The organism is Frondihabitans australicus, from assembly GCF_003634555.1.
In the GTDB taxonomy this organism is placed as follows: domain Bacteria; phylum Actinomycetota; class Actinomycetes; order Actinomycetales; family Microbacteriaceae; genus Frondihabitans; species Frondihabitans australicus.
This window is the reverse complement of record NZ_RBKS01000001.1, coordinates 1,550,209-1,571,660: the sequence shown is the minus strand read 5'-3', so window position 1 is coordinate 1,571,660 and position 21,452 is coordinate 1,550,209. Positions and strand designations below refer to the sequence as shown.

21 protein-coding genes are annotated in these 21,452 nt (G+C 70.7%); 8 read left to right on the top strand and 13 right to left on the bottom strand.

What is annotated here, in order from left to right:
• Positions 1-118: 118 nt before the first annotated feature.
• Entirely contained in the window at positions 119-646 is a 528-nt protein-coding gene (locus C8E83_RS07260; RefSeq protein WP_121369108.1) for a YbhB/YbcL family Raf kinase inhibitor-like protein, read from the bottom strand.
• A gap of 182 nt (positions 647-828) precedes the next feature.
• Between C8E83_RS07260 and C8E83_RS07255 the strand changes: the two genes are divergently transcribed.
• Positions 829-1,707 carry a hypothetical protein gene (locus C8E83_RS07255; RefSeq protein WP_147430108.1) on the top strand — a complete coding sequence of 293 codons (879 nt, stop codon included), beginning with the start codon at positions 829-831 and terminating at the stop codon, positions 1,705-1,707.
• Positions 1,708-1,788: 81 nt separating this feature from the next.
• Here C8E83_RS07255 and manD read toward each other — a convergent pair whose 3' ends face one another.
• From manD to C8E83_RS07215, 8 genes are read right to left on the bottom strand one after another with little or no spacing between them, the layout of a single operon-like run.
• Positions 1,789-3,027: a D-mannonate dehydratase ManD gene (gene manD / locus C8E83_RS07250; RefSeq protein WP_121369106.1), complete on the bottom strand. Its 1,239-nt coding sequence runs from the start codon at positions 3,025-3,027 to the stop codon at positions 1,789-1,791.
• Positions 3,024-4,538, bottom strand: coding sequence for a mannitol dehydrogenase family protein (locus tag C8E83_RS07245; protein ID WP_121369105.1), 1,515 nt, complete (start codon positions 4,536-4,538; stop codon positions 3,024-3,026). Before C8E83_RS07245 ends, manD begins: the two co-directional genes overlap by 4 nt.
• Positions 4,531-5,406: a sugar phosphate isomerase/epimerase family protein gene (locus tag C8E83_RS07240; RefSeq protein WP_121369104.1), complete on the bottom strand. Its 876-nt coding sequence runs from the start codon at positions 5,404-5,406 to the stop codon at positions 4,531-4,533. Before C8E83_RS07240 ends, C8E83_RS07245 begins: the two co-directional genes overlap by 8 nt.
• Positions 5,403-6,557 (bottom strand): Gfo/Idh/MocA family protein, encoded by a 1,155-nt coding sequence (locus C8E83_RS07235; RefSeq protein WP_121369103.1) that lies wholly within the window; start codon positions 6,555-6,557, stop codon positions 5,403-5,405. The genes C8E83_RS07240 and C8E83_RS07235 overlap by 4 nt, the downstream gene beginning before the upstream one ends.
• Positions 6,554-7,411 (bottom strand): sugar phosphate isomerase/epimerase family protein, encoded by an 858-nt coding sequence (locus C8E83_RS07230; RefSeq protein ID WP_121369102.1) that lies wholly within the window; start codon positions 7,409-7,411, stop codon positions 6,554-6,556. Before C8E83_RS07230 ends, C8E83_RS07235 begins: the two co-directional genes overlap by 4 nt.
• The gene (locus tag C8E83_RS07225; RefSeq protein ID WP_121369101.1) at positions 7,408-8,331 is read right to left on the bottom strand and encodes a carbohydrate ABC transporter permease; all 924 of its coding nucleotides are present in this window, start codon (positions 8,329-8,331) and stop codon (positions 7,408-7,410) included. The genes C8E83_RS07230 and C8E83_RS07225 overlap by 4 nt, the downstream gene beginning before the upstream one ends.
• On the bottom strand, positions 8,328-9,311 hold the full coding sequence (locus C8E83_RS07220) for a carbohydrate ABC transporter permease (protein WP_121369100.1): 984 nt from the start codon (positions 9,309-9,311) through the stop codon (positions 8,328-8,330). Before C8E83_RS07220 ends, C8E83_RS07225 begins: the two co-directional genes overlap by 4 nt.
• 55 nt (positions 9,312-9,366) lie before the next feature.
• On the bottom strand, positions 9,367-10,725 hold the full coding sequence (locus C8E83_RS07215) for an ABC transporter substrate-binding protein (protein WP_121369099.1): 1,359 nt from the start codon (positions 10,723-10,725) through the stop codon (positions 9,367-9,369).
• A gap of 97 nt (positions 10,726-10,822) precedes the next feature.
• Between C8E83_RS07215 and C8E83_RS07210 the strand changes: the two genes are divergently transcribed.
• The 5 genes from C8E83_RS07210 (at position 10,823) to C8E83_RS07190 (ending at position 16,059) form a co-directional block, all read left to right on the top strand.
• The gene (locus tag C8E83_RS07210; RefSeq protein ID WP_121369098.1) at positions 10,823-11,893 is read left to right on the top strand and encodes a LacI family DNA-binding transcriptional regulator; all 1,071 of its coding nucleotides are present in this window, start codon (positions 10,823-10,825) and stop codon (positions 11,891-11,893) included.
• 71 nt (positions 11,894-11,964) lie between these two features.
• Positions 11,965-13,395 carry a glucuronate isomerase gene (gene uxaC / locus C8E83_RS07205; RefSeq protein ID WP_121369097.1) on the top strand — a complete coding sequence of 477 codons (1,431 nt, stop codon included), beginning with the start codon at positions 11,965-11,967 and terminating at the stop codon, positions 13,393-13,395.
• Between the two features lie 57 nt (positions 13,396-13,452).
• On the top strand, positions 13,453-14,106 hold the full coding sequence (locus C8E83_RS07200) for a DUF1345 domain-containing protein (protein ID WP_245981465.1): 654 nt from the start codon (positions 13,453-13,455) through the stop codon (positions 14,104-14,106).
• Positions 14,107-14,221: 115 nt separating this feature from the next.
• Entirely contained in the window at positions 14,222-15,226 is a 1,005-nt protein-coding gene (locus C8E83_RS07195; protein WP_121369096.1) for an aldo/keto reductase family protein, read from the top strand.
• A 161-nt stretch (positions 15,227-15,387) separates the two neighbouring features.
• Entirely contained in the window at positions 15,388-16,059 is a 672-nt protein-coding gene (locus C8E83_RS07190; RefSeq protein WP_121369095.1) for a hypothetical protein, read from the top strand.
• Positions 16,060-16,097: 38 nt separating this feature from the next.
• Here C8E83_RS07190 and C8E83_RS07185 read toward each other — a convergent pair whose 3' ends face one another.
• Together C8E83_RS07185 and C8E83_RS07180 are read right to left on the bottom strand one after the other, a co-directional pair.
• Positions 16,098-16,991 (bottom strand): aldo/keto reductase, encoded by an 894-nt coding sequence (locus C8E83_RS07185; protein ID WP_121369094.1) that lies wholly within the window; start codon positions 16,989-16,991, stop codon positions 16,098-16,100.
• A 66-nt stretch (positions 16,992-17,057) separates the two neighbouring features.
• Positions 17,058-18,035 carry an aldo/keto reductase gene (locus C8E83_RS07180; RefSeq protein WP_121369093.1) on the bottom strand — a complete coding sequence of 326 codons (978 nt, stop codon included), beginning with the start codon at positions 18,033-18,035 and terminating at the stop codon, positions 17,058-17,060.
• A gap of 122 nt (positions 18,036-18,157) precedes the next feature.
• Here C8E83_RS07180 and C8E83_RS07175 point away from each other — a divergent pair, with 122 nt between their 5' ends.
• A complete protein-coding gene (locus C8E83_RS07175; protein WP_121369092.1) occupies positions 18,158-18,553 on the top strand; it encodes a TIGR02611 family protein in 396 nt (131 codons plus the stop codon).
• Here C8E83_RS07175 and C8E83_RS07170 read toward each other — a convergent pair.
• Positions 18,550-19,104: a hypothetical protein gene (locus tag C8E83_RS07170; protein WP_121369091.1), complete on the bottom strand. Its 555-nt coding sequence runs from the start codon at positions 19,102-19,104 to the stop codon at positions 18,550-18,552. The genes C8E83_RS07175 and C8E83_RS07170 overlap by 4 nt on opposite strands.
• A gap of 91 nt (positions 19,105-19,195) precedes the next feature.
• Positions 19,196-20,341: a glycerol dehydrogenase gene (locus C8E83_RS07165; protein ID WP_121369090.1), complete on the bottom strand. Its 1,146-nt coding sequence runs from the start codon at positions 20,339-20,341 to the stop codon at positions 19,196-19,198.
• A gap of 116 nt (positions 20,342-20,457) precedes the next feature.
• Between C8E83_RS07165 and C8E83_RS07160 the strand changes: the two genes are divergently transcribed.
• Entirely contained in the window at positions 20,458-21,399 is a 942-nt protein-coding gene (locus C8E83_RS07160) for a J domain-containing protein (RefSeq protein ID WP_121369089.1), read from the top strand.
• Positions 21,400-21,452: the final 53 nt, after the last annotated feature.

The window sequence follows — 21,452 nt, the reverse complement described above, 5'->3', positions numbered from 1 at the left end:
CTCTCGCCTTGTCGCGTGTCCGGTATCGAGGCTAGGCGGCCGGGTGGCCTCTCAGCGCCGGAACCCCTGGATCCTGGGCAACCCGTAATCCCCTATGAGGTCGCTCCGCCGAGGCGAGCTACCACACCTCGTAGATGGGCGTGATCACGGCGCGGGCCAGCGTGTGGCCGAACATATTGAAGCCGAGGAACGCTGGCGTCTCGTCGCCCGAGAAGTCGAGCGACTCGACGTCGAGAGCGTGCACGGCGATGAAGTAGCGGTGCGGGCCGTGGCCCTGCGGGGGAGCAGCCCCGAGGAAGTGCGCGAGCCCGCCGTCGTTCTTCAGCTGGACGGCGCCGGAAGGGAGCCCGGATCCTGCGGCATCGCCTGCACCCGAGGCGAGCGACGTCGTGGTCGCCGGCACGTTCGCCACGGCCCAGTGCCAGAACCCCGAGCCGGTCGGCGCGTCGGGGTCGTACATCGTGATCGCGAAGCTCCTCGTCTCGGGCGGGAAGCCCTCCCACGCCAGCTGCGGGCTCACGTCGTCGCCGCCGGCGCCGAAGATGCCCGAGACCTGCGGCGTCGGCAGGGTCTGGCCGTCGGCCACGTCGGTCGAGGTGAGGGTGAAGGCGGGGACGTCGCCGATGATGTCGTACGGGGTGCTCATGTCTCTCCTGTCGAAGTCTCGTCTCCCTTCTACACGGCTCCGCTCGACGCGAGGTTCACCGGCTGCGCGAGATCGCACGACTTGTCGCCTCCCGTCGTCCGAAGCGACGACGAATGCGATCTCGGCCAAGCACCTGTGGACAGATTCTGAGCAGGAGCCGACACCTCCGGCACCCTGTCGGCATGCGTCCGCGACCTCTGCCTCCGTTGCTCGACGGCGCGCCGTTTCGAGTGGCCGACGCCGTCCCCTCTGTCGGCCGGGAACGCCTGCGTCGAGCCGATCTCGAGGCTCCTGGTGTCGGCCTGCGCGCCCCGGTCGGGACGGGACTCACACCGCAGTCGCTGTGGCCCGCGCTCGCGCCTGCACAGCGCTTCAGCCATGCAACGGCGGCCGCTCTCCTGAAGCTGCCGCTGCCGTGGAGGCTCCGATCGGGGCTGATCCACGTGACGACCACCGGGACGGGCGCCGTGATGCGGCGGCGAGGCGTGGCCGGGCACCGATCGGTCTCGCCGGCCTCGATCGAGGTCGACGGTCTGCGCGTGAGTGAGTCCGCCGACGTCTTCGTCGAATGCGCGGGGATCCTCTCGCTTGATCAGCTCGTCGCGCTCGGCGACGCGGTCGCGGGCCCCGAAAGCGGCGGTGGCCGGGACCTTCTCGTCGCCGCGGTGGCGAGACATGCCGGAGGCCGGCATGCTGTCCGCCTGCGCGAGGCGCTCGCGCTCGTCCGCGAGAACGTCGAATCCGCGAAAGAGACCGAGCTCAGGCTGCTCATCATTCGTGACGGACTGCCGGAGCCTTCCTGCAATCGGCCCGTGTACGACTCCCGGGGCGTCAAGATCGGGCGCCCCGACCTCGGCTACCCGTCGGTCCGATTGGGCATCGAGTACGAGGGCGACCATCACCGAACGGATCGCGACCAGTGGCGCCGCGACATCCGGCGTCGTGAGCGATTCGCGGCGGCCGGGTGGCGAACCCTTCGCGTGACCGACGACGATCTCGGCCCACACTCGCGCGAGTTCCTCGGTCGTCTGAGGTCCGCGCTCAGGCTCGACCGGATGTGAGATCGCACTCGTTGTCGCAAGGAGGCTATCCAGGCGACAACGAGTGCGATCTCGCGACTACGTGAAGGGCAGGCCGGGCGCCTACCAGTCGTGCACGGTCCCGTCGGCCAGCCGGTTGTACGGGAGGTACGCCTGCTCGTACGGGTACTTGCCGGCCTCGTCGACGTCGAGGGTCACGCCGAGCCCGGGCTGCGATCCCGGGTGCAGCATGCCGTCCTCGAACGTGAACGACTGTTGGAACACCTCGTCGGTGCGCGCGCCGTGCTTCATGTACTCCTGGATCCCGAAGTTGTGGATCGCGAGCCCGAGGTGCATCGCGGCCGCCATGCCCACCGGCGAGATGTCGGTCGGCCCGTGGAATCCCGACTTGATCTGGTACTGCGCCGCGTAGTCCATCACCCGGCGCAGGTGCGTGATGCCGCCGGTGTGGGTCACCGCCGACCGGACGTAGTCGATGAGCTGCTCGCGGATGATCTGCTGGTAGTCCCACACCGTGTTGAAGATCTCGCCGATCGCGAGCGGCGTCGTGGTGTGCTGGCGCACGAGCCGCAGCGCCTCCGGGTTCTCGGCGGGCGTGACGTCCTCCAGCCAGAAGAGGTCGTAGGGCTCGAGCGACTTGCCGAGCGACGCGGCCTGGATCGGCGTCATCCGGTGGTGCCCGTCGTGCAGCAGCGGGATCTCGGGGCCGAACTCGTTCCGCACCGCCTCGAACACCGTCGGCACGTGGCGGAGGTACGAGCGGGTGTCCCAGTCCTCCTCGTTGGGCAGCGAGCCGCGCTGGGCGGGCTCGTGGTCGTAGCGCACGCCCTTGTTGGCCTCGAAGGTGGCGTTCGACGCGATGCCGTAGATCGACTTCAGGCCGGGCACGCCGGTCTGGATCCTGATGGCCTTGTACCCCTGCTCCTGGTGCGATCGCACGGAGTCGAACAGCTCGTCGAGCGACTTGCCCGACGCGTGCCCGTAGGTGAGCAGGCCCGTCCGCGACGCCCCGCCGAGCAGCTGGTAGAGCGGCATGTTCGCCGCCTTCGCCTTGATGTCCCAGAGGGCGACGTCGACGGCCGCGATGGCGGCCATCGTCACCGGGCCGCGCCGCCAGTAGGCCGAGCGGTAGAGGAACTGCCAGGTGTCCTCGATCCGGTGCGCATCCCGCCCGATCAGCAGCGGCACCACGTGCTCGCGCAGGTACGCCACCACGGCGAGCTCGCGCCCGTTCAGGGTGGCGTCGCCGAGTCCCACGAGACCGTCGTCGGTCGTGAGCCTCAGCGTGACGAAGTTGCGGTCGGGGCTGGTGACGACGACCTCGGCCCTGTCGATGATCATGCGGGTGCTCCTTGCTGCTGGGGTGAACGGTGTCTGTCGGGGGTGTCGAGAAGGCGCAGGATCCGGTCTTCCGCGGCCTCGACCGCAGCGACCGGCTCCGGCCTCGTGGCGAGGTCCGGCGCGAGCAGCTCGAGCACGTCGGAGACGCTGCTCTCGGCTCCGAGCCCGGCGGCCCCTCGATCGGAGACGAGGTCCGCCTGCCGACTCACGTGAAGGTGCCAGGCGGCCAGGGCCGTCGCGGCGCCTGGGCCGACGGGGAGCCCTCGGGCGAGGCGCTCGCGGAGAGGCGCGACGACGCGGACGGGAAGCTTTACCGAGCCGTCGGCGGCGATCTGCCGCAGCCGGTGCCGGATGCGGGGGTTGCGGAAGCGCTCGCGGAGGGCCGCCCTCGCGTCGTCGATCTCGTCGGCGGGGAGCGGCAGCACTTCGGCGGCTTCGTCCCACAGCTGCTCGAGCGGTTCGGTGCACCGCGGGTCGGACATCGCCTCGTCGATCGTCTCGTGCCCGAGGAGCGGGCCGAGGTAGGCGAGGAGCGAGTGGCCGGCGTTGAGGAGCCACAGCTTCCGGTGCTCGTACGGTTCGAGGTCGTCGACGAAGACGGCGCCGGCGGACTCCCAGGCCGGACGGCCCGCGGGGAAGGCATCGGTCGGCCCGTCGGCGGCGACGCGTGTGGAGAGGACCCACTCCGCGAACGGCTCGGCGACGACGACGGCCCGGTCGTCGAAGCCCGTGAGGCGAGTGGCGTCCGCGCGGTCGGCCTCGGTCGTCGCGGGCGTGATGCGGTCGACCATCGACGAGACGAACGATGCGTTCGCCCGGATCCACGCGGCGAGGTCGGAGTCGACGGCGTTCGCGACCGAGAGCACCACGTCACGCGCGATGTCGCCGTTGCCGGTGAGGTTGTCGCAGGAGACGACGGCCAAGGTCCCGGCGTCGGCGCCCCGCCGTGCGCGCAGGCCGTCGACGAGCCGACCCGGCACCGTCGAGGCCGACTCGCCACGGCGGAGGGCGTCGATGTCGGCCATCACGTCGGGCGCGGCGAGGTCGGCGCCGCCGTCGACGTGGCGATAGGCGGCCTCGGTGACCGTGAGGGTGATGACGGCGGTCTCGGGGGAGGCGACGGCCGCGCGCCACACCTCGGAGTCTCCGCCGTCGTGCGCGGCGACGATCGCGTCGACGAGCGACGCCTCGTCGCCGTCGGCGCTGCGGGTCACGAGGGTGTAGACGCAGTCCTGCTCGGCGAGGGTCGCCGCGGCGTCGGGGCGACGGCCGGTGAAGGCGACGATGCCCCAGGGGCGCTCGCCCGTCGGCTCCTGCGACCCGGCCGCACCGGTCGACCCGGCGGCCGCGACCGACCCGGCCGATCCGCCCGCACGCTGCGTGTACCAGGCCTGGTGCGACCGGTGGAAGGCGCCGAGCCCGAGGTGCACGACGCCCGGTCGCCGCTGCTCGCGCACGGCACGAGCCGGAGCCGAGAGCGCGGCCGCGGTCAGGGGAGAGACGTCAGGCATTCGCACCCACGAGCGAGTGCAGCCAGGCGAGGTTGTCGCGCGTGCGGTCGGCGAGCGGGAGGTCGGTCGAGAAGTCCTCGAGGGTCACCCATCCGTCGTACCCGTGCTCGCGCAGGTCGGTGAGGTACCGCCCGACGTCGGCCTGGCCGTCTCGCAGAGTGGCCCACTCGTGCCGCCACACGAGTGACCCGTCGTCACGACGCGAGCCGTCAGTCACCCAGCGGGCGTTCTTGACGTGCACGTGGGCGAGGTAGTCGCCGAGCAGCTCGAAGGCGGCGCGGTGGTTCTCGAAGCCCTCGTTGACCAGATTGCCGAGGTCGTGGATCGCCCCGACGTGCGCCGGGTCGAGCCCCTCGAGCAGCCGCCTCGCGGCCGACGCCGACGGGGTGATGGTCTCGTGGTGCAGCTCGACGAGCGCCTTGACGCCGTGCTCGGCGGCGCGCGAGACCACCCACTCCAGGTCGGCACGCGTGCGTGCGAACACCGACGGGTAGTCCTCGCCAGTGTCGGTGCGCGGCATCGTGACCCGCACCTGGCCGGCTCCGAGCGCCGCCGTCGCCGCGAGCATCCGCTCGACGTTCTCGTGGTCGGAGGCCTGCGCGTAGCCGCCGATGCCCGACATCCCAAGGCCCGCTTCGCGTGTGAGGCGCAGGATCTCGGGAACGCTCTCCTCGAGCCCCGTCAGCGGCCACGTGGCACGATTGCCCGCCCAGAACCCGACCGCGGCGGTGCCGTCGGACGACGGGGCCGCGGCCGGCTGGTCGACGACACGCCACTCGACGCCGTCCCAGCCCTGCTCTTTGAGGTTCGCGACGACCTCGGCGGGCGTCCACTCGGGGGTCGACGCGGTGAAGACGGAGAACCTCATGCGTGGGCTCCCACCGTGACGGCCTGGTCGTCGAGCACACCGGTGAGGACGTCGTCGACGCGCACGGGGCGCCCGAGCGTCGCCGCGACGTAGATCGACTTCACCGTGGCGAGCGACAGCAGGGCGTCGTCGACGGTCACACCGGGGGCTCGACCCTCGCGGATCGCGGCGACGATGTCGTCGTACTGGCGCGAGTGACCGCGCAGGAAGTGGTCGGCCTCGGCCGGACCGCCGACCATCTGGTCGTCGGGCAGGAGCCCTGCCGCCTGGTTGGCCTTGTCGAGCGAGCCCTGGATGCCCATCTCGACGTCGCGGGGTGCCGCGTGGAAGTACTCGAGCCGGTCGTCGGTGACGACGCCGGTGCCGCGGTCGCCGTGCACCTGGATCCGGGTGAGGTCGCCGGGGTAGGCGGCTGTCGTGGCGTGGACGACGGCAAGTGCGCCCGACTCGAAGCGGATCGTGGCGACGGCGACGTCCTCGACCTCGACGCGCTCGTGGGCGACGAGCCCGGTCTGGGCGGTGATCTCGACCGGTCGGCCGAGCATCCAGACGAGCAGGTCGACCGTGTGGACGCCCTGGTTCATGACGGCGCCGCCGCCGTCGAGCGCCCAGGTGCCGCGCCACTCGCCCGAGTCGTAGTAGTCCTGGCTCCGCCACCAGCCGATCGACGCGACGCCGGAGGTGACGCGGCCGAAGGTGCCGTCGTGGGCGGCCCGCGCGACGAGCGCGTTCGCCGGATCGAAGCGGTGCTGGCTGATCACGGAGACGACGAGGCCGCGCGTCGCGGCGTCGCGGGCGAGGCCTGCGATCTGGCGGGCGCGGGCGACGCTCACGTCGAGGGGCTTCTCGATGACGACGTGGCGGCCGGCGGCCAGGGCCGTCTCGGCGAGCTGGACGTGGAGGCCCGACGGCGAGCAGATGACGACGAGGTCGACCTCGGCCTCGTCGAGAGCGGCCTCGAGGGTGGCGGCGACGGCGGGCCGCGCGACTCCTGCGGCCTGCGCCTCGTCGGCGAGGGCTGTCGCGGCGGGAAGGACGGCGTCGACGGCGGCCGTCACGGTGAGGCCCTCGTGGGCGGTGATGACGCGGGCGTGGTGGCGGCCGATGACGCCGCAGCCGACGACGGCGACGTGGAGGGTGGGGGTGCTCATGCGGTGATGACTCCGATCTGATCGGTGAGGGTGCGGAAGGCGCGGGCGGCCCGGCCGAACTCGGCGGGGCCCGAGAATCCGCCGAGGGAGTTCGTGTCGGCGAGGTGGGGCTCGAGCGAGGCGAAGCCGTTGTAGCCGCGGTCGCGCAGCGCTGTGACGGTCTCGAGCAGCTCTCCGTCGCCGAGCCCGGCGGGGACGACCTCGCCGGTGGCGAACAGGGCGTCCTTCACCTGGAGGTAGTCGACGTACTCGTGCAGCAGCGGCCACGCCTCGGTGAACGGCTTGACGCCGCACTGGACGAAGTTCGCGTTGTCCCAGGCGAGGCGGAGGGCGGGGGAGTCGACCGTGGTGACGATGTCGAGGACGCGCCGCGGGATGTCGCCGAAGATCTCCTTCTCGTTCTCGTGCAGGAGCGTCACGCCCTCGCGCTCGGCGACGTCGGCGAGCAGGCGCATGCGCTCCATGACCGGCTCGCGGATCTCGTCGGCGTCCTGGCCGGCAGCCGGGTAGAACGAGAACACGCGGATGTACTCCGAGCCGAGAGTGTGGGCCGCCCGCACCGCCCGTTCGAGTCTGGCGACCTCGTCGGCCGCAGGATCCGCGACCGGCACCTTGCCGATGGGCGAGGCGATCGCCGACACCGAGAATCCGCGTCGCTCGAACACGGCCCCCAGCGCTCGCAGCTGAGTCTCGTCGAGGTCGACGATGTTGGTGCCCCAGGCCCCGCGGACCTCGATGTGGCGGGCGCCGAGCGACGACAGCACGGCCGTCTGGACCTCGGGGTCGTGGTCGATCTCGTCGCCGAAGCCCGAGAGGGTCCAGGTGAGAGTGCGTGTGGACTGGGTTGTGGTCATTTGACCCCTCCTGCTGTGAGGCCACCGACGAGGTAGCGCTGGAAGACGAGATAGAGGACGACGACGGGCACGGCGCACACGAGCGCGGCCGCCATCATCTGCCCGTAGACGGGCAGTGCGCCTCCCTCCTGGGCTGCGCCGAACACCTGCAGTGCCACGGCGGCGGTGCGGGAGTCGGGTGTGGTCATGATCGAGGCGAAGAGCACGTCGTTCCAGCCGAGGAGGAACGCGAAGATCCCCGACACCACGACTCCGGGCCATGACAGCGGCAGCACGATCCGGGTGAGGATCCGCCACGACGACGCACCGTCGATCCGCGCGGCCTCCTCGAGCTCCTTCGGGAGGCCGCGGAGGTACGTCACCATCACCCAGGTCGAGAACGGCAGGGCGAACGTGAGGTACGTGATGAACAGGCCCCACCGCGTCCCGACGATCTGAACGCCCGTCGCCGAGGCGATGCTCGAGAACATGACGAACACCGGCAGCAGGAGCAGCGTTCCCGGGATCGACTGCAGCGCGAGCAGGGCGCGCAGGAAGGTGAGCCGGCCGCGGAACTCGTATCGGACGAGCACGTAGGCGGTCGCGACGGCGACGAAGGCGCAGACGATCGCGACGGATCCTGCGACCACGACGCTGTTGACGAGGCCGCGGCCGAGCGCGACGGTGGTCCAGATCTCGGAGTAGTGCGCCAGCGTGAACGACGATGGCAGGAACTCGCCGCGGGCCACGCCCACGTCGGAGTTGACGCTGGAGAGCAGGATGTAGACGACCGGGATCAGCGTGACGACGAGCAGCACGGCGATCACGATCACGAGCAGGGGCCTCGGCAGGAGCCGCGTGATCTCGGCGCTGCGATCGCGTCGGCGCGCGCGGCGGGGTGCGGGGTGCTCGCGCACCCGGATGGCCTGGGTCGCGGTCATGCCTGGACCTCCTTCACGGACTCCGCGGCGTCGGTGCCCGAGTCGAGCCGGACGGCGCGGAGGTAGACGAACAGGGGGATGGCGACGATCACGAGCGACACGATCGCCATCGCGGCCGAGAGCCCGAAGCGGAAGCTCTGGAAGCTCTCGATGTAGGTGAGCACCGGCAGCACCTGCACGTTGTCGGGCGTCGGCACGCCGAACAGCACGAACGGCAGGGTGAAGTCGTTGATGGCGTGCAGGATCCCGATGATGATCGCCAGCGAGATCGGCCCCTTGAGGTAGGGCAGGATCACGTAGCGCAGCTTCGCCCACCACAGGGCGCCGTCGAGAGCGGCAGCCTCGTGCACCTCGGTCTCGACCGCCTGCAGGCCGGCGAGGGTGAGCAGGTAGATGAACGGCCACGACATCCAGATCGCGACGCCGACCAGCGCCCAGTACGCCTTCGGACCGTTCAGCCAGAGCCCGCCGTCGATGCCGAGCCCGCCGAGCAGGTGGTTGGCGATGCCGTCGGGCTGCAGGATCGTGCGCCACACCGTCGCGGTCACGAACTGGGGCAGCACGTACGGGATCAGGAAGAGGGAGCGGACGACGGCCCGGCCTCGGAACGCGTTCTGCGTCGCGATGGCCGCGATGACGCCGATGGGCAGGGTGATCGCGGTCACGATGAGCGCGAAGCTGACGCTGATGCCGATCGAGCGGACGAGGCCCGACTGCGCCAGGGCCTCGACGTAGTTCTCGAGCCCGACGAACGGGGCCGAGACCCACTGCCGCAGCGTGTAGGCGTTGAGGTCGAGCAGCGACAGCACGACGCCGATGATCAGCGGCACGCCGATGACGACGGCCATGAGGATGCCGCCGGGGAGGAGCATCCACAGCGGCCTGCCGCGTTCACTCAGCCGCCGGCCGCGAGGTGCGCCGTCGGCGGGGCGCCCGGCTCGCGGTGGTGCCGAGGTGGTGGGGTGGAGCGATGTCGTCATCGTCGTCGCCTCTCTGGGTGGGGAGTCTGCCTGTGGTGATCGGACGGTCGCGCGGCTACTGCTGCTGCTGCGCGAGGGAGGAGTCGGCAGCCTGCTGCGCCGTCTTCAGCTGGGACTTCAGCTGCGAGGTCGACACGCTGCCCTTCTTGAGGGACGGGATCAGCTGCGTGTTGATGTTCACGAGCGCGAGCTGGATGTCGCTCCACGCGCCGGTGAACGGCGTGGCGATCGACTGCTTGCCGGCCCGCACGACGGGCTTCAGCGTCGGGTCGCTCTTCTCGAGCTGGGCCGCGGCGGCAGCGTTCGTCGGCAGCTGGCCGAAGGTCTTGTAGAAGTCGAGCTGCTCCTGCTCGGCGGTGACCTGCTTCACGTAGGCGAACGCCAGGGCCTGATTCTTCGAGTAGTTGGCGACCACGACGTTGTCGCCGGAGAGGATGCTGGCGGCGGCCCGACCCTGGGACGGGAGCGTGCTTGCTCCTGGAGGCACCGTCGGCATCACGGCGTAGGCGTACTTGCCCTTCACCTTCGACTGGTTGAGCGAGGGCGCCGACGCCGCCGTGGTCATCGGGAGGTACGCCGCCTTGCCGTCGGCGAACGCGGCGAGGGCCTGGGCGCCGTTCCAGCCGACGGCGGCCGGGTCGACGGAGTGGTCTTTCGTGAGCCAGCCGAAGTAGGTCTGATACGCCTTCACCATCGTCGCGTCGTCGATCGTGGCCTTCCCGGCCTTCGACACGACCGGGTTGCCCGACTGGAGGCTCATCGCCCAGGTGAACTTGTACGGGTCGAAGCCGTCGGCGTAGTCGGTCGCGATGCCGTAGACGCCGTGGCCGGTCAGCTTCTTCGCCTGAGCCGCGAACTGGTCCCACGTGGTCGCCGGCTTCGAGATGCCGGCCTTCGCCAGCAGCTCTTTGTTGTAGGCCATGACGAATGGACGAGAGGCGACCGGGATGCCGATCTGCTCCTTCTGGCTCGGACCGGAGATGCCGAGGCTGGCCTGCTCGAACTTCGCGCGGCCACCGATCGAGTTCCAGTCCTTCGCGGTGAGCTTCACGAAGGCGCCGAGCGAGTAGGCCGTCGGCGTGAAGGTCGTGCCGATGCTGTACACGTCGGGGCCCTGGCCCGAGACGACCGAGGTCTGGATGCGGGTGAGCTCGTCGTTCGCCGACGCGTACGTGTCGTACTTGAGTGTCGCGCCGGTGGTCTTCTTGAACTCCTTGGCCATCTCGGCCTGCCACTGCTTCTGCTGCTTCGGGTAGACCGTGTCGATTCCCACCAGCACGTTGAGTGTCTGGCCGGTGCCGTCGATGGTGCCGTCGGCGCGGACCGTGGCCCCCTTCGAGACGGCGCAGCCCCCGAGCGCCAGACTCACGGCCGCGGCCAGGGCGACCGTGGTCGCCAGGGTGCGAGCTCTCATCTGTTTCCTCCTTGAAACGGGTGCTTCGACCCTAGAAGCGTGGCAAATTAGCGACAAACCTTTGCCACTAATTTGCCAACATTGCTACGGTCGGCCCATGACCACCCCCGTTCGCGAAGGCGCGAGACGCAAGCCGGCGACCATCACCGATGTCGCTCGCAGCCTCGGGCTCGCGCCCTCCACCGTCTCCCGTGCCCTCGCGACGCCCGAGCGCGTCAATGCGGCGACGCGCGCCCGCATCGTGCAGGCCGCCGCCGAGATCGGCTACGTGCCGGCGCGAGGGTCGAAAGCGGCGGCGCAGACCCGGGCCAGGGCGATCGCGGTCCTCGTCTCCGACATCACGAACCCGTTCTACTTCGACATCATCCGCGGCACGCAGATGCAGCTGAAGGCCGCCGGCTACACGCAGCTGCTCGTCGACACGGAAGAGTCCGGCGAGCTCGAGGCCGCCGCGCTCGGAGGGCTCCTCACCAGCGCCGACGGCGCCATCATCACCGCGTCGCGCCTGCCCGACGCCGACCTCGCCACCTTCGCGCGCAGGATCCCGCTCGTCGCCATCAACCGGCGCCCAGAGGGCGTGCCGAACGTCCTCATCGACACCCCCGGCGGCATCGGCCAGGCGCTGGAGCACCTCGCCTCGCTCGGCCACCGCGACATCGTCTACGTCTCCGGGCCGCCGACCTCGTGGTCGAACGAACGCCGCTGGAAGGCGCTCGAGCGCGCCGCCGAGCGCTTCGGCATCGTGCCCCGGCGCATCGGGCCGTTCTCGCCGACGACGGCCGCCGGCGTCGTGGCGGCCGACGCGGCCCTCAACTCGGGCGCCACCGGCTGCATCGTCTTCAACGACCTCATCGCCATCGGCATGCTGCAGCGCCTGCGCGAGCGCGGCGTCGACGTCCCCGGGCGCCTCAGCATCGTCGGCTGCGACGACATCTTCGGCGCCGACTTCTGCAACCCGCCGCTCACCACGCTCCACGCTCCCATCCAACGTGCGGGCCAGGTCGCCGTGTCGATGCTGCTGGCGAAGATCGCGTCCGACGCCGCCGCAGGCGCGGCCGCCGCCGGCGGCGCGGGGTCCGGTGACGAACCCTCGGCCGAGAGGCGTTCCGTGCTCCTGCCGACCACCCTGACCGTGCGCTCCACCACCGGCCCCGCGCCCGCCCGCTGAACCCCGTGAACCCCAGGTGCGCCGCCCGATGGCGCACCTGCCGTAGACCGCCCACCCCGAAAGGTCCGACGATGACGTCCCTCGCACCCCACCCCGACCGGCTCCTGCCCGCCGACCCCGCCGAGCTCCGCATCGCGCGCGAGCTGTACGCCGAGGTCGCCGACGCGCCGATCCTGTCGCCGCACGGGCATGTCGACGCGGGGCTGCTGGTCGCCGACGAGGCCTTCGCTGATCCTGCGGCCCTGCTCGTCACGCCCGACCACTACGTGCTGCGCCTGCTGCACGCGGTGGGGGTCCCGCTCGAGTCGCTCGGGGTGAGGCCGACTCCGGGCGCAGGAGCAGCGGAGCCCTCCTCGGGCCGTGAAATCTGGCGCACGCTGGCCTCGCACTGGCACACGTTCCTCGGCACGCCGGTGCGCTACTGGTTCGAGACCGAGCTGCACGACGTCTTCGGACTCACCGAGCAGCCGTCCGCCGAGAACGCCGACGAGCAGTACGACGCCCTGGCCGCCGCTCTCGCCCGGCCGGAGATGCGCCCGCGAGCGCTCTTCGACCGGTTCCGGATCGAGGTGCTCGCCACCACCGACGACCCGGTGAGCGACCTCTCCGCGCACGCCGCTCTGCGCGACGACCCGTCGTTCACCGGGCGCGTCGTGCCGACCTTCCGGGCCGACCGCTACTTCGACCCGTCGTCGGCGGGCTGGGCGGAGGCCGTGGCGCGTCTCGGCGAGGTCGCCGGCGTCGACACGTCGACGCACGCCGGTCTCCTCGACGCGCTGCGGGCACGGCGGGAGCACTTCCTGCGTCACGGGGCCACCGCGACCGACACCGGGGTGCCCGACGCGGGGTCGGAGCCGCTCGACGCGGCGGCCGCCGAGGCGATCCACGTGCGGGCGCTCCGCGATCCTGCGTCCATCTCGCCCGCGGAGGCCGTCGCCTACCGGCACACGATGCTGTTCCAGAGCGCCGCGATGGCCGCCGACGACGGGCTCGTCATGCAGCTGCACCCCGGCGTGCTGCGGAATCACCACCGGCCCACCTTCGAGCGCTTCGGGCCCGACACCGGTCACGACCTGCCGCTGGTGTCGTCGACGTACACCGAGCCGCTGCGCCCGATGCTCGAGGCGTTCGGCACGCAACCTCGGTTTCGGCTCGTCCTCTTCACCGTCGACGAGACGCTCTTCTCGCGCGAGATCGCACCGCTCGCGGGCTTCTACCCGTCGGTCTACGCGGGGGCGCCGTGGTGGTTCATCGACACCCCGTCGGCGATCCGGCGCTACCGGGAGGCCGTGACCGACTCGGTCGGCTTCACGAAGACGTCGGGCTTCATCGACGACACGCGCGCGTTCTGCTCGATCCCCGCGCGGCACGACATGTCGCGCCGCGTCGACGCCGGGTACCTCGCCTCGCTCGTCGCGACGCACCAGATCTCCGAGGACGACGCCCTGCGCGTGGCGCGCGACCTCGTCGACGCGATCCCCAGGGCCACGTTCCGCCTGTAGCGGGCGCTGTGGGCGTGTCGGCAGGCCGAGCGGCTCGACGCGCACGACGATCGGACCATGACCCTCATGAAGGCCGACGCCCGCCGCACCGCGAGCCGGCTGCGCCTGGTCGCGATGCTCGTCGGCGGCGTGGTCGCAGGAGCAGCGGCATTCGCCCTCGGCCTCCAGGGCACCGCGCTCGTGATCGGCTGGATCGCCGCCTGCCTCATCTACCTCGTGTGGGTGTGGTCGGTGGTGTATCGGTTCGACGGGGACGACACTCGCTCGCATGCTCTCGCCGAGGATCCTGCGCACTCGACCATGGAGGTCATGCTCACGCTGGCCGCCCTCGCCAGCCTGGGCATCGTCGGCTACACGGTCGTCGAGGCCGCCAAGGCCTCGGGGGCGCACGCCGTCGTGCTCGCGTCGCTGGCCGTGGCGAGCGTGGCGCTGTCGTGGTTCCTGATCCACACCCTGTACATGCTGCGGTACGCGGTGCTGTACTTCGCGGGGGAGGAGGGCGGCATCGACTTCAACCAGAAGGAGGCGCCCGACTACCACGACTTCGCGTACCTCGCCTTCGACCTCGGCATGACGTACCAGGTGAGCGACACGACGATCACGTCGCGGGAGATCCGGCGGCTCGTGACGCGCCACTGCCTGCTGTCGTACCTGTTCGGCACGGTGATCCTCGCGACCCTCGTGAACCTGGTCGCCGGTCTCGGCGGCTGACGGCACCCAGAACCGCCGCTTCTGAATCGAACTCCCGAAAGTGTGAGCGCTCACTGGCGGAGTACCGTCGCCCGTGGCCCGGCACCGCAGCCGGCCACGACAAGGAGAACTCCCCATGCAGTTCAGGTATCTCGGCGACTCCGGCCTCAAGGTCTCGGAGCTCACCTTCGGCAACTGGCTCACCCACGGCAGCCAGGTCGAGAACGACACCGCGACGCAGTGCGTGCGGGCGGCCCTCGACGTCGGCATCTCGACGTTCGACACCGCCGACGTCTACGCCAACACGCAGGCCGAGGTCGTCCTCGGCGAGGCCCTGAAGGGCGAGCGCCGCGAGTCGCTCGAGATCTTCACGAAGGTCTACGGCCCGACCGGCCCGAAGGGCCACAACGACACCGGCCTCAGCCGCAAGCACATCACCGAGTCGATCAACGGCTCGCTCAAGCGCCTCCAGACCGATTACGTCGACCTCTACCAGGCCCACCGCTACGACGTCGAGACTCCCCTCGAGGAGACGATGCAGACCTTCGCCGACCTGGTGCGCCAGGGCAAGGTGCTCTACATCGGCGTGAGCGAGTGGAACGCCCAGCAGCTGCGCGACGCGGCGGCCCTCGCGAAAGAGCTGAAGATCCAGCTCGTCTCGAACCAGCCCGAGTACTCCCTCCTCTGGCGTGTCATCGAGTCCGAGGTGGTGCCGGCCTCGCGTGAGCTCGGCATTTCGCAGATCGTGTGGTCGCCGGTCGCCCAGGGCGTCCTCACGGGCAAGTACAAGAAGGGGCAGGAGCTGCCCGAGGGCTCGCGCGCCACCGACGCCAAGGGCGGCGCGGGCATGATCGCCCGCTGGCTGAAGGACGACGTCCTCGACGCCGTCGCCCAGCTCGAGCCGATCGCGAGCGACCTCGGCCTCACCCAGGCGCAGCTCTCGCTGGCGTGGGTGCTGCAGAACGACAACGTCGCCTCGGCGATCATCGGCGCCAGCCGCCCCGAGCAGGTCACCTCGAACGCCGAGGCCAGCGGCATCACGCTGGAGCCCGAGGTCATGAGCCGCATCGAGGCGATCTTCGATGGTCTGGCCGAGACCGACCCGTCGAAGACGCAGATGCCGCCCCGCCGCGAGGTCTAGTCGCTTCGCCCGAGTGAGCCGAGTGGCCCGATCCGTACGGATTTCCGAGCACCTGCGTACAGATCGGGCCACTCGTGTACTCGGTGGCGGCGAGACGGGCGCGGCCGGGCGGCGCGTGCGAGGGGTGGCCGAGTGACGGAGGCGACTGGCAGGATCAGCGCATGAACGCCGCGAGCGCCGACACCGCCGAGAACGTCGCCAACATCATCGAGGCCATCGCGACGGTCATCGCGCTCGCCGGCCTGGCGGTGTCGTTCTACTTCTCGTGGAAGGGCCAGGTCGCGCAGAAGCAGCAGGCTGAGGCGGCCGCCGCCGCGGCCGCGGAGTCGAACCGCGAGGCTCAGGCGGCGGCCCAGCGCGCCGCCGCCGCCTCGGCGCTGACGATCGACGAGCTGACCCGCATCGCCGACGGCGTCCAGGCGATGGCACGTGAGGCGCGGGAGGGACGAGCGGCGGCGGCCGGTGGCGCGGGTGTCGCCGGGCGGGTGCTGGCTCCTGCGCCCGAGGGGTCGACCGCGCACGCGTTCGAGGCGCCGACGGCCGTGGGGCGAGCGGCCTGGAGCCTCTCGCACGACGGCGGCGACCACTACCGGCTAGCCAACACCGGCACGGCGATCGCGCACGACGTGTGGGTGGGCGGCGCGGAGACCCTCGAGGGCCCCGACGACTTCGACGACGGGGCGTGGATCGCGCCGGGGTCGAGCGTGAGCTTCACCGCGCGGGTGCGCCCGACCACGACCGACAGCACCATCACGGTGACGTGGGCGGAGGGGCGGGCGGAGGGCGAGCGCTCCAGCTGGCGCTACCCTCTGCCCGCCCCTCCGCTGAGCTAGACGCTCACGTCACGATCACGCGGCAGGCGCCGCCACGATCACGCTGCAGGAGCCGTCGTCGCGGCCTCGAGCCGGGCGAACTCGTCGTCCGACAGCTTGATCGACGCCGCCGTCGCGGAGTCCATGATCGACTGCGGCCGCGAGGCGCCCGGGATCGGGATCACGACGTCGGACTTCCGCAGCTCCCACGCGAGGCAGACCACCTGCGGCGACAGGCGCCGCGCGTTCGCGATCTCGGCGAAGACCGCGTGGTTCGCGCCGAGAGCGGCCGCGTTCGTGATGCCCCCGAGCGGCGCCCACGGCAGGAACGTGATGCTGTTCTCGTCGCAGTACTCGAGCTCAGGCGTCGACGACAGGAACGCCGGCGAGAACTGGTTCTGCACCGACACCAGCCGGTCGTCGAGGATCTCGTTCGCCTGCCGGATCTGGTCGACGTTCGCGTTCGAGATGCCCGCCATGCGGATCACGCCCTCGTCGAGGAGCTCCTTGATGGCGCCGATCGAGTCGGCGTAGGGAACGTCGGGGTCGGGCCGATGGAACTGGTAGAGCCCGATCGCCTCCACCCCGAGACGCGACGCCGACTTGCGCGCCGCCTCCTTGAGGTGCGCGGGCGTGCCGTCCTGCCCCCACGGCCCGTCGGGCTTCGACGTCACGCGCGTGTGGCCGCCCTTCGTCGCGACGAGCACGTCCGACGTGTCGCCGTGCCATTCGCGCAGCGCCTTCGCGATGAGGATCTCGTTGTGCCCCTCGTCGTCGGGCTTGCCCGCCAGATGATAGGCATCGGCCGTGTCGATGAACGTGATGCCGGCCTCGAGGGCCGCGTGGATCGTGGCGATCGATCGCTTCTCGTCGGGCCGGCCCTCGATCGACATGGGCATGCCGCCCAGTCCGATCGCCGAGACGGTGACGTCGCCGATGGTGCGTGTCTTCATTGATTCGCTTTCTTCAGGGGGAGCCCGTTGTTCGGGTGCAGACAGAGGTGCAGGAGCAGGCCCCGGTCACCACGCATAATCCTCCGGCGCCGGCTTGTGCCCGGGGAACAGCGCGTCGAGCTTCGCCAGCGCGTCGTCGTCGAGGTGGATGTCGACGGCGCGGACGGCCGAGTCGAGCTGCTCCATCGTGCGCGGGCCGGTGATGGGGCCGGTCACTCCGGGCTGGTGCAGGAGCCACGCGAGGGCGAGTTCGCCGGGGGCGTGGCCGAGCTCCTGCGCCAGGTTCTCGTAGGCCTCGAGCTGGTCGCGGTGCTCCTTGACGTACTCGGCCGAGCGGCCCTCGAGCCGGCGGACGCCCTCGTTCTCCTTGCCGATGATGCCGCCGAGCAGGCCGCCGTTGAGTGGCGACCACGGGATGACGCCGAGGCCGTAGTGCTGCGCGGCCGGGATGACCTCCAGCTCGACCTCGCGCTTGATGAGGTTGTAGATCGACTGCTCGCTGACGAGGCCGAGGAAGTGGCGGCTGCGGGCGGCCTCCTGTGCCTGGGCGATGTGCCAGCCGGCGAAGTTCGACGACCCGGCGTAGACCACCTTGCCCTGGGCGACGGCGACCTCGATGGCGCCCCAGATCTCGTCCCACGGGGTGTCGCGGTCGACGTGGTGGAACTGGATGAGGTCGATGTGGTCGGTCTGCAGCCGCTCGAGGCTGGCGTCGATCGCGTGCCGGATGTTGTAGGCGGATAGCTTGCCGCCGTTCGGCCACTCGTCGTCGCTCATGTCGCCGTAGAGCTTCGTGGCGAGCACCGTCTTCTCACGGCGCTGGCCGCCCTGCGCGAACCAGCGGCCGATGATCGACTCGGTCGCGCCCTTGCCCACGGTGCGGCCGTAGACATTGGCGGTGTCGAAGAAGTTGACGCCCGATTCGAGGGCTTTGTCCATGATGGCGAAGCTGTCGGGTTCGGTCGTCTGCGGCCCGAAGTTCATCGTGCCGAGGATGGCGCGCGAAACGGACAGCCCTGTGCGTCCCAAGTGTGTGTAATCCATGTCTCCTGCCTAGACCCTGGGCGACGTGAGCGCTCACGCGTTCAGCGTGTTGGCACCCGGTTCGGTGGTTCTTGGCATGAGGCTCGGTGGTCGCGCCCGGTGTGCGTGCGTAGGATTCGGGCATGTCGAGTGAGGCGGGTCCGAGGGCGCAGGGGGCGCAGGAGCAGCCTCACGCCGCCTCCCATCACCGTCTTCGCAACTCGAAGGTCGCCAAGCGCGCCCGCCTCTTCCGCGCGAAGCTCAACCTCTACCCTCGCCTGCGGCTGGCCTACAAGATCGTCGTCGGCGTCGTCGGCCTCGCGATCGTGATCTTCGGCATCATCGACATCCCGCTGCCCGGGCCTGGCTGGCTGATCGTGTTCCTGGGCCTCGCGATCCTCGGCACCGAGTTCCCGGCCGCGCACCGGTTCAACATGTGGGTGCAGCGCCGGGTCCGTGCCGTCGTCGCCTGGTTCCAGGCGCGTCGTGCCCGGCGCGCCGCGCTCAAGCGGCAGCGCACCACGGCGTCGCAGCGCTAGACGTCGGCGGCGGACTCGTTGCCCCACGACGTGATCTCGCGGGGCACGGCCAGCTCGTGGCCGCCCACGGGCGCGAGCACCTCGACCGCGAGCACGCGCTCCGCGATGCGGTCGTGCGTCGACACCATCCACGACCCGACCAGGATGCTGTCGTCGACCGATGAGTGCACCGCGACACCGGCCACGTCGAACACGCCGTACGCGGGCTCGGAGTACGTCACCCGGATCAGCGCGCCGTGCGCCACCGACTCGTCGACGGCCGCAGGATCCGACGGCCTCGACGCGGCTGCCTCCTCGCGCTCGGCGGAGTGGAACGTCCGCAGCAGCTGCAGCGCCTTCGACGGCTTGCGGTTCGAGTCGAGCGGGTGGCTGCCGAGCGTGAACGCCCCGAGCAGCTGCGACTGGACGACCTCGCCGCGCACCGCGAAGACCCCGTAGCGGTCGGTGGTGAACGTGGCGACGACGGCGTCGCCGGCCTCCATCTCGCCGAGGAAGGCGGTGAGGGCCTTGACGTTCCGCTTGGCCGGGGGAGTGAGGTCGTCGTCAGTCACGCCCCGAGCCTATCCGCCCGCCCGTGCGACAAAACGCGACACCTGCGACGCGGGAGAGCGTCGCAGGTGTCGCGTTTTGTCGCGGGAGGGGTCAGTGGGCGGCGCGGTACAGCACCGGCTCCGGCAGCCCGTGCTCGGCGCGGATCGACCGCGACAGCCGCTCGATCGCCTTGAGAGCGTCGACGACCGACTCGGGGGTGACCTCGAACGGCATGTTGTGGATCGTGTCGCTCGGCAGGCACGCGGCCTCGGCGACGGCCTTCAGCTCGGCCTCGTCGTCGACCGTGAGGCCGATCTCGGTGAGCGTGTTCGGCAGGCCGACCTTCGTGGTGAAGACGACGAAGTCCTCGATCTCCTCACGCGGTGCGCCCTCGAGCACGAGCTGCGCGATCGAGCCGATGTTGACCTTCTGCCCGTGGGCGAGGCCGTGCGTCTGCGGCGCGGCGGTGAGACCGTTGTGGATGGCGTGCGCTGCGGCGAGGCCGCCCGACTCGAAGCCGAGACCGGAGAGCAGCGTGTTCGCCTCGACGAGGTTCTCGAGGGCCGGCGTCACGAGGTGGTCGCGCACCGAGTCGAGGGCCGACAGGGCGTTCTCGTGGATGATGTCCCACGACAGCTTCGCCAGCGCCGTGCCGGTCTGCGTCGGCAGGCCGCCGGCCATCGTGAGCGAGTTGGAGCGCTGCGTGGCGCGTGCCTCGAGCCAGGTCGCGAGGGCGTCGCCGATGCCGGCGACGAGGAAGGCGACCGGCGCGTTCGCGACGAGCTGGGTGTCGATGAGCACGAGGTCGGGGTTGTGCGGGAAGAAGCGGTACTCGATGAACTCGCCCTCCTCCGTGTAGATCACGGCGAGGGCAGAGGTGGGCGCATCGGTCGACGCGACGGTCGGAACGCTCACCCAGCGGATCCCGGCGAGGTGGCCCGCCGACTTCGCCGCGTCGATGGCGCTGCCGCCGCCGAGGCCGACGATCACGTCCACCCCGCCCGAGCGGATGGCCTCGACGAGCGAGTCGACGGCGGCGGGAGTGGCGAAGCGGCCGAAGCCGACCCGGGTGAAGGCGATGCCGCTGTCGGCGAAGTCGGCGGAGACCTGCTCGCCGACCACGCCCCAGACGAAGTCGTCCGAGACGATCAGAGCGGTCTGCCCGATCTCCTTGACGTAGCCGCCGAGGCGGCTCATGGCGCCCTTGCCCTGCACGTAGCGGCCGGGGCTGATGACGGTTCTGATGGGGTTTGTCATGACTTAAGTCTATGCACTTGCATGCAACAGGTGTCGTCGAGATGATCGACGTCGAGAGACTTCATCGGATCTGCGCCGCGGCTTTCCAGCGGGCGCCCGGTATTCTCACTGCACACATGACCGACAGCCCTGCCGCCGCCACCCCGTACGAGGTCCTCGGGGTCAGCGCCACCGCCTCGACCGACGAGCTGCGTCGCGCCTACCGCCGTCTCGCCCGCGAGACGCACCCCGACCTCGGTGGCACCCCCGAGCGATTCCGGCAGGTTCAACTCGCGTGGGAGCTCATCGGCACCCCCGAAGACCGCGCCCGCTACGACACCGGGTACCGCGCGGTGCCGAGGGGCGCAGGAGCAGGAGACACCCCCTCGGGCTCGAGCTCCTGGGCCCCGAGACCCCCGCGCCCCCGCCCCGAGTCGAAGCCGCGCGCCCGTGCCTACGGCCACCCGGGAGGGCAGGAGCGCGTCGAGTTCCTGGATCTGATGCGGGAGTGGGTGGGTCGGGGAACGGATGTCGAGGATCTCTATGATCCTGCGCTCGTGCGAAGCGCCCCCGCCGAGATCCGCCGCGTGCTCGCGAAGGCGGTCGCCGAGGAGACGACGGCCCGCATCGTCTCGGAGCTCGGCATCGCCTTCACGATCTGGAGCAACGTCGCAGCCGGGCGCGAGCCCGAGCTCGACCACATCGTGCTCGGCCCCGGGGGCCTCTTCGCCATCAACTCGGAGGACTGGGGCGCACCCGTGAAGCTGGTCAAGGGCGAGCTCTCGGGCGACGGGCTCCGGCACGGCGAGGAGCCCGCCCGCACCCTCGCTCGCAGCTCGCGCGCGTTCCAGAAGATCAGCCGGGTGCCGTTCACCGCCCAGCTCATCGTCGTGCCCGACGACGCGCTCGCCGACGCCGTCTCGCCCATCGGCCGCGGGCGGCACTCCACGGCGTTCGTCGTGCGCCGGTCGGTGCTCGCGCACGTGCTGCGGGGCGGCCTCGCGGGCGGCGCGCAGGCTCCCGGGATCGACGTCTTCGCCATTCGCGCGCAGATCCAGCAGACGGCGAAGTTCGTATAGCAGGGCATGGTTCGGATCCTGCGCCCCACCCGTGCCGGTTCGGTGGCAGGATG

Bases quoted from the DNA above. Each gene is read 5' to 3' on its own strand.
- C8E83_RS07165 (WP_121369090.1), bottom strand. From the start codon at position 20,341: ATGACAAACCCCATCAGAACCGTCATCAGCCCCGGCCGCTACGTGCAG.
- manD (WP_121369106.1), bottom strand. From the start codon at position 3,027: ATGATCATCGACAGGGCCGAGGTCGTCGTCACCAGCCCCGACCGCAAC.
- C8E83_RS07215 (WP_121369099.1), bottom strand. From the start codon at position 10,725: ATGAGAGCTCGCACCCTGGCGACCACGGTCGCCCTGGCCGCGGCCGTG.
- C8E83_RS07235 (WP_121369103.1), bottom strand. From the start codon at position 6,557: ATGAGCACCCCCACCCTCCACGTCGCCGTCGTCGGCTGCGGCGTCATC.
- C8E83_RS07195 (WP_121369096.1), top strand. From the start codon at position 14,222: ATGCAGTTCAGGTATCTCGGCGACTCCGGCCTCAAGGTCTCGGAGCTC.
- C8E83_RS07185 (WP_121369094.1), bottom strand. From the start codon at position 16,991: ATGAAGACACGCACCATCGGCGACGTCACCGTCTCGGCGATCGGACTG.
- C8E83_RS07240 (WP_121369104.1), bottom strand. From the start codon at position 5,406: ATGAGGTTCTCCGTCTTCACCGCGTCGACCCCCGAGTGGACGCCCGCC.
- C8E83_RS07200 (WP_245981465.1), top strand. From the start codon at position 13,453: ATGACCCTCATGAAGGCCGACGCCCGCCGCACCGCGAGCCGGCTGCGC.
- C8E83_RS07160 (WP_121369089.1), top strand. From the start codon at position 20,458: ATGACCGACAGCCCTGCCGCCGCCACCCCGTACGAGGTCCTCGGGGTC.
- C8E83_RS07175 (WP_121369092.1), top strand. From the start codon at position 18,158: ATGTCGAGTGAGGCGGGTCCGAGGGCGCAGGGGGCGCAGGAGCAGCCT.
- C8E83_RS07180 (WP_121369093.1), bottom strand. From the start codon at position 18,035: ATGGATTACACACACTTGGGACGCACAGGGCTGTCCGTTTCGCGCGCC.
- C8E83_RS07230 (WP_121369102.1), bottom strand. From the start codon at position 7,411: ATGACCACAACCCAGTCCACACGCACTCTCACCTGGACCCTCTCGGGC.
- C8E83_RS07190 (WP_121369095.1), top strand. From the start codon at position 15,388: ATGAACGCCGCGAGCGCCGACACCGCCGAGAACGTCGCCAACATCATC.
- C8E83_RS07245 (WP_121369105.1), bottom strand. From the start codon at position 4,538: ATGCCTGACGTCTCTCCCCTGACCGCGGCCGCGCTCTCGGCTCCGGCT.
- C8E83_RS07255 (WP_147430108.1), top strand. From the start codon at position 829: ATGCGTCCGCGACCTCTGCCTCCGTTGCTCGACGGCGCGCCGTTTCGA.
- C8E83_RS07225 (WP_121369101.1), bottom strand. From the start codon at position 8,331: ATGACCGCGACCCAGGCCATCCGGGTGCGCGAGCACCCCGCACCCCGC.
- C8E83_RS07210 (WP_121369098.1), top strand. From the start codon at position 10,823: ATGACCACCCCCGTTCGCGAAGGCGCGAGACGCAAGCCGGCGACCATC.
- C8E83_RS07260 (WP_121369108.1), bottom strand. From the start codon at position 646: ATGAGCACCCCGTACGACATCATCGGCGACGTCCCCGCCTTCACCCTC.
- C8E83_RS07220 (WP_121369100.1), bottom strand. From the start codon at position 9,311: ATGACGACATCGCTCCACCCCACCACCTCGGCACCACCGCGAGCCGGG.
- uxaC (WP_121369097.1), top strand. From the start codon at position 11,965: ATGACGTCCCTCGCACCCCACCCCGACCGGCTCCTGCCCGCCGACCCC.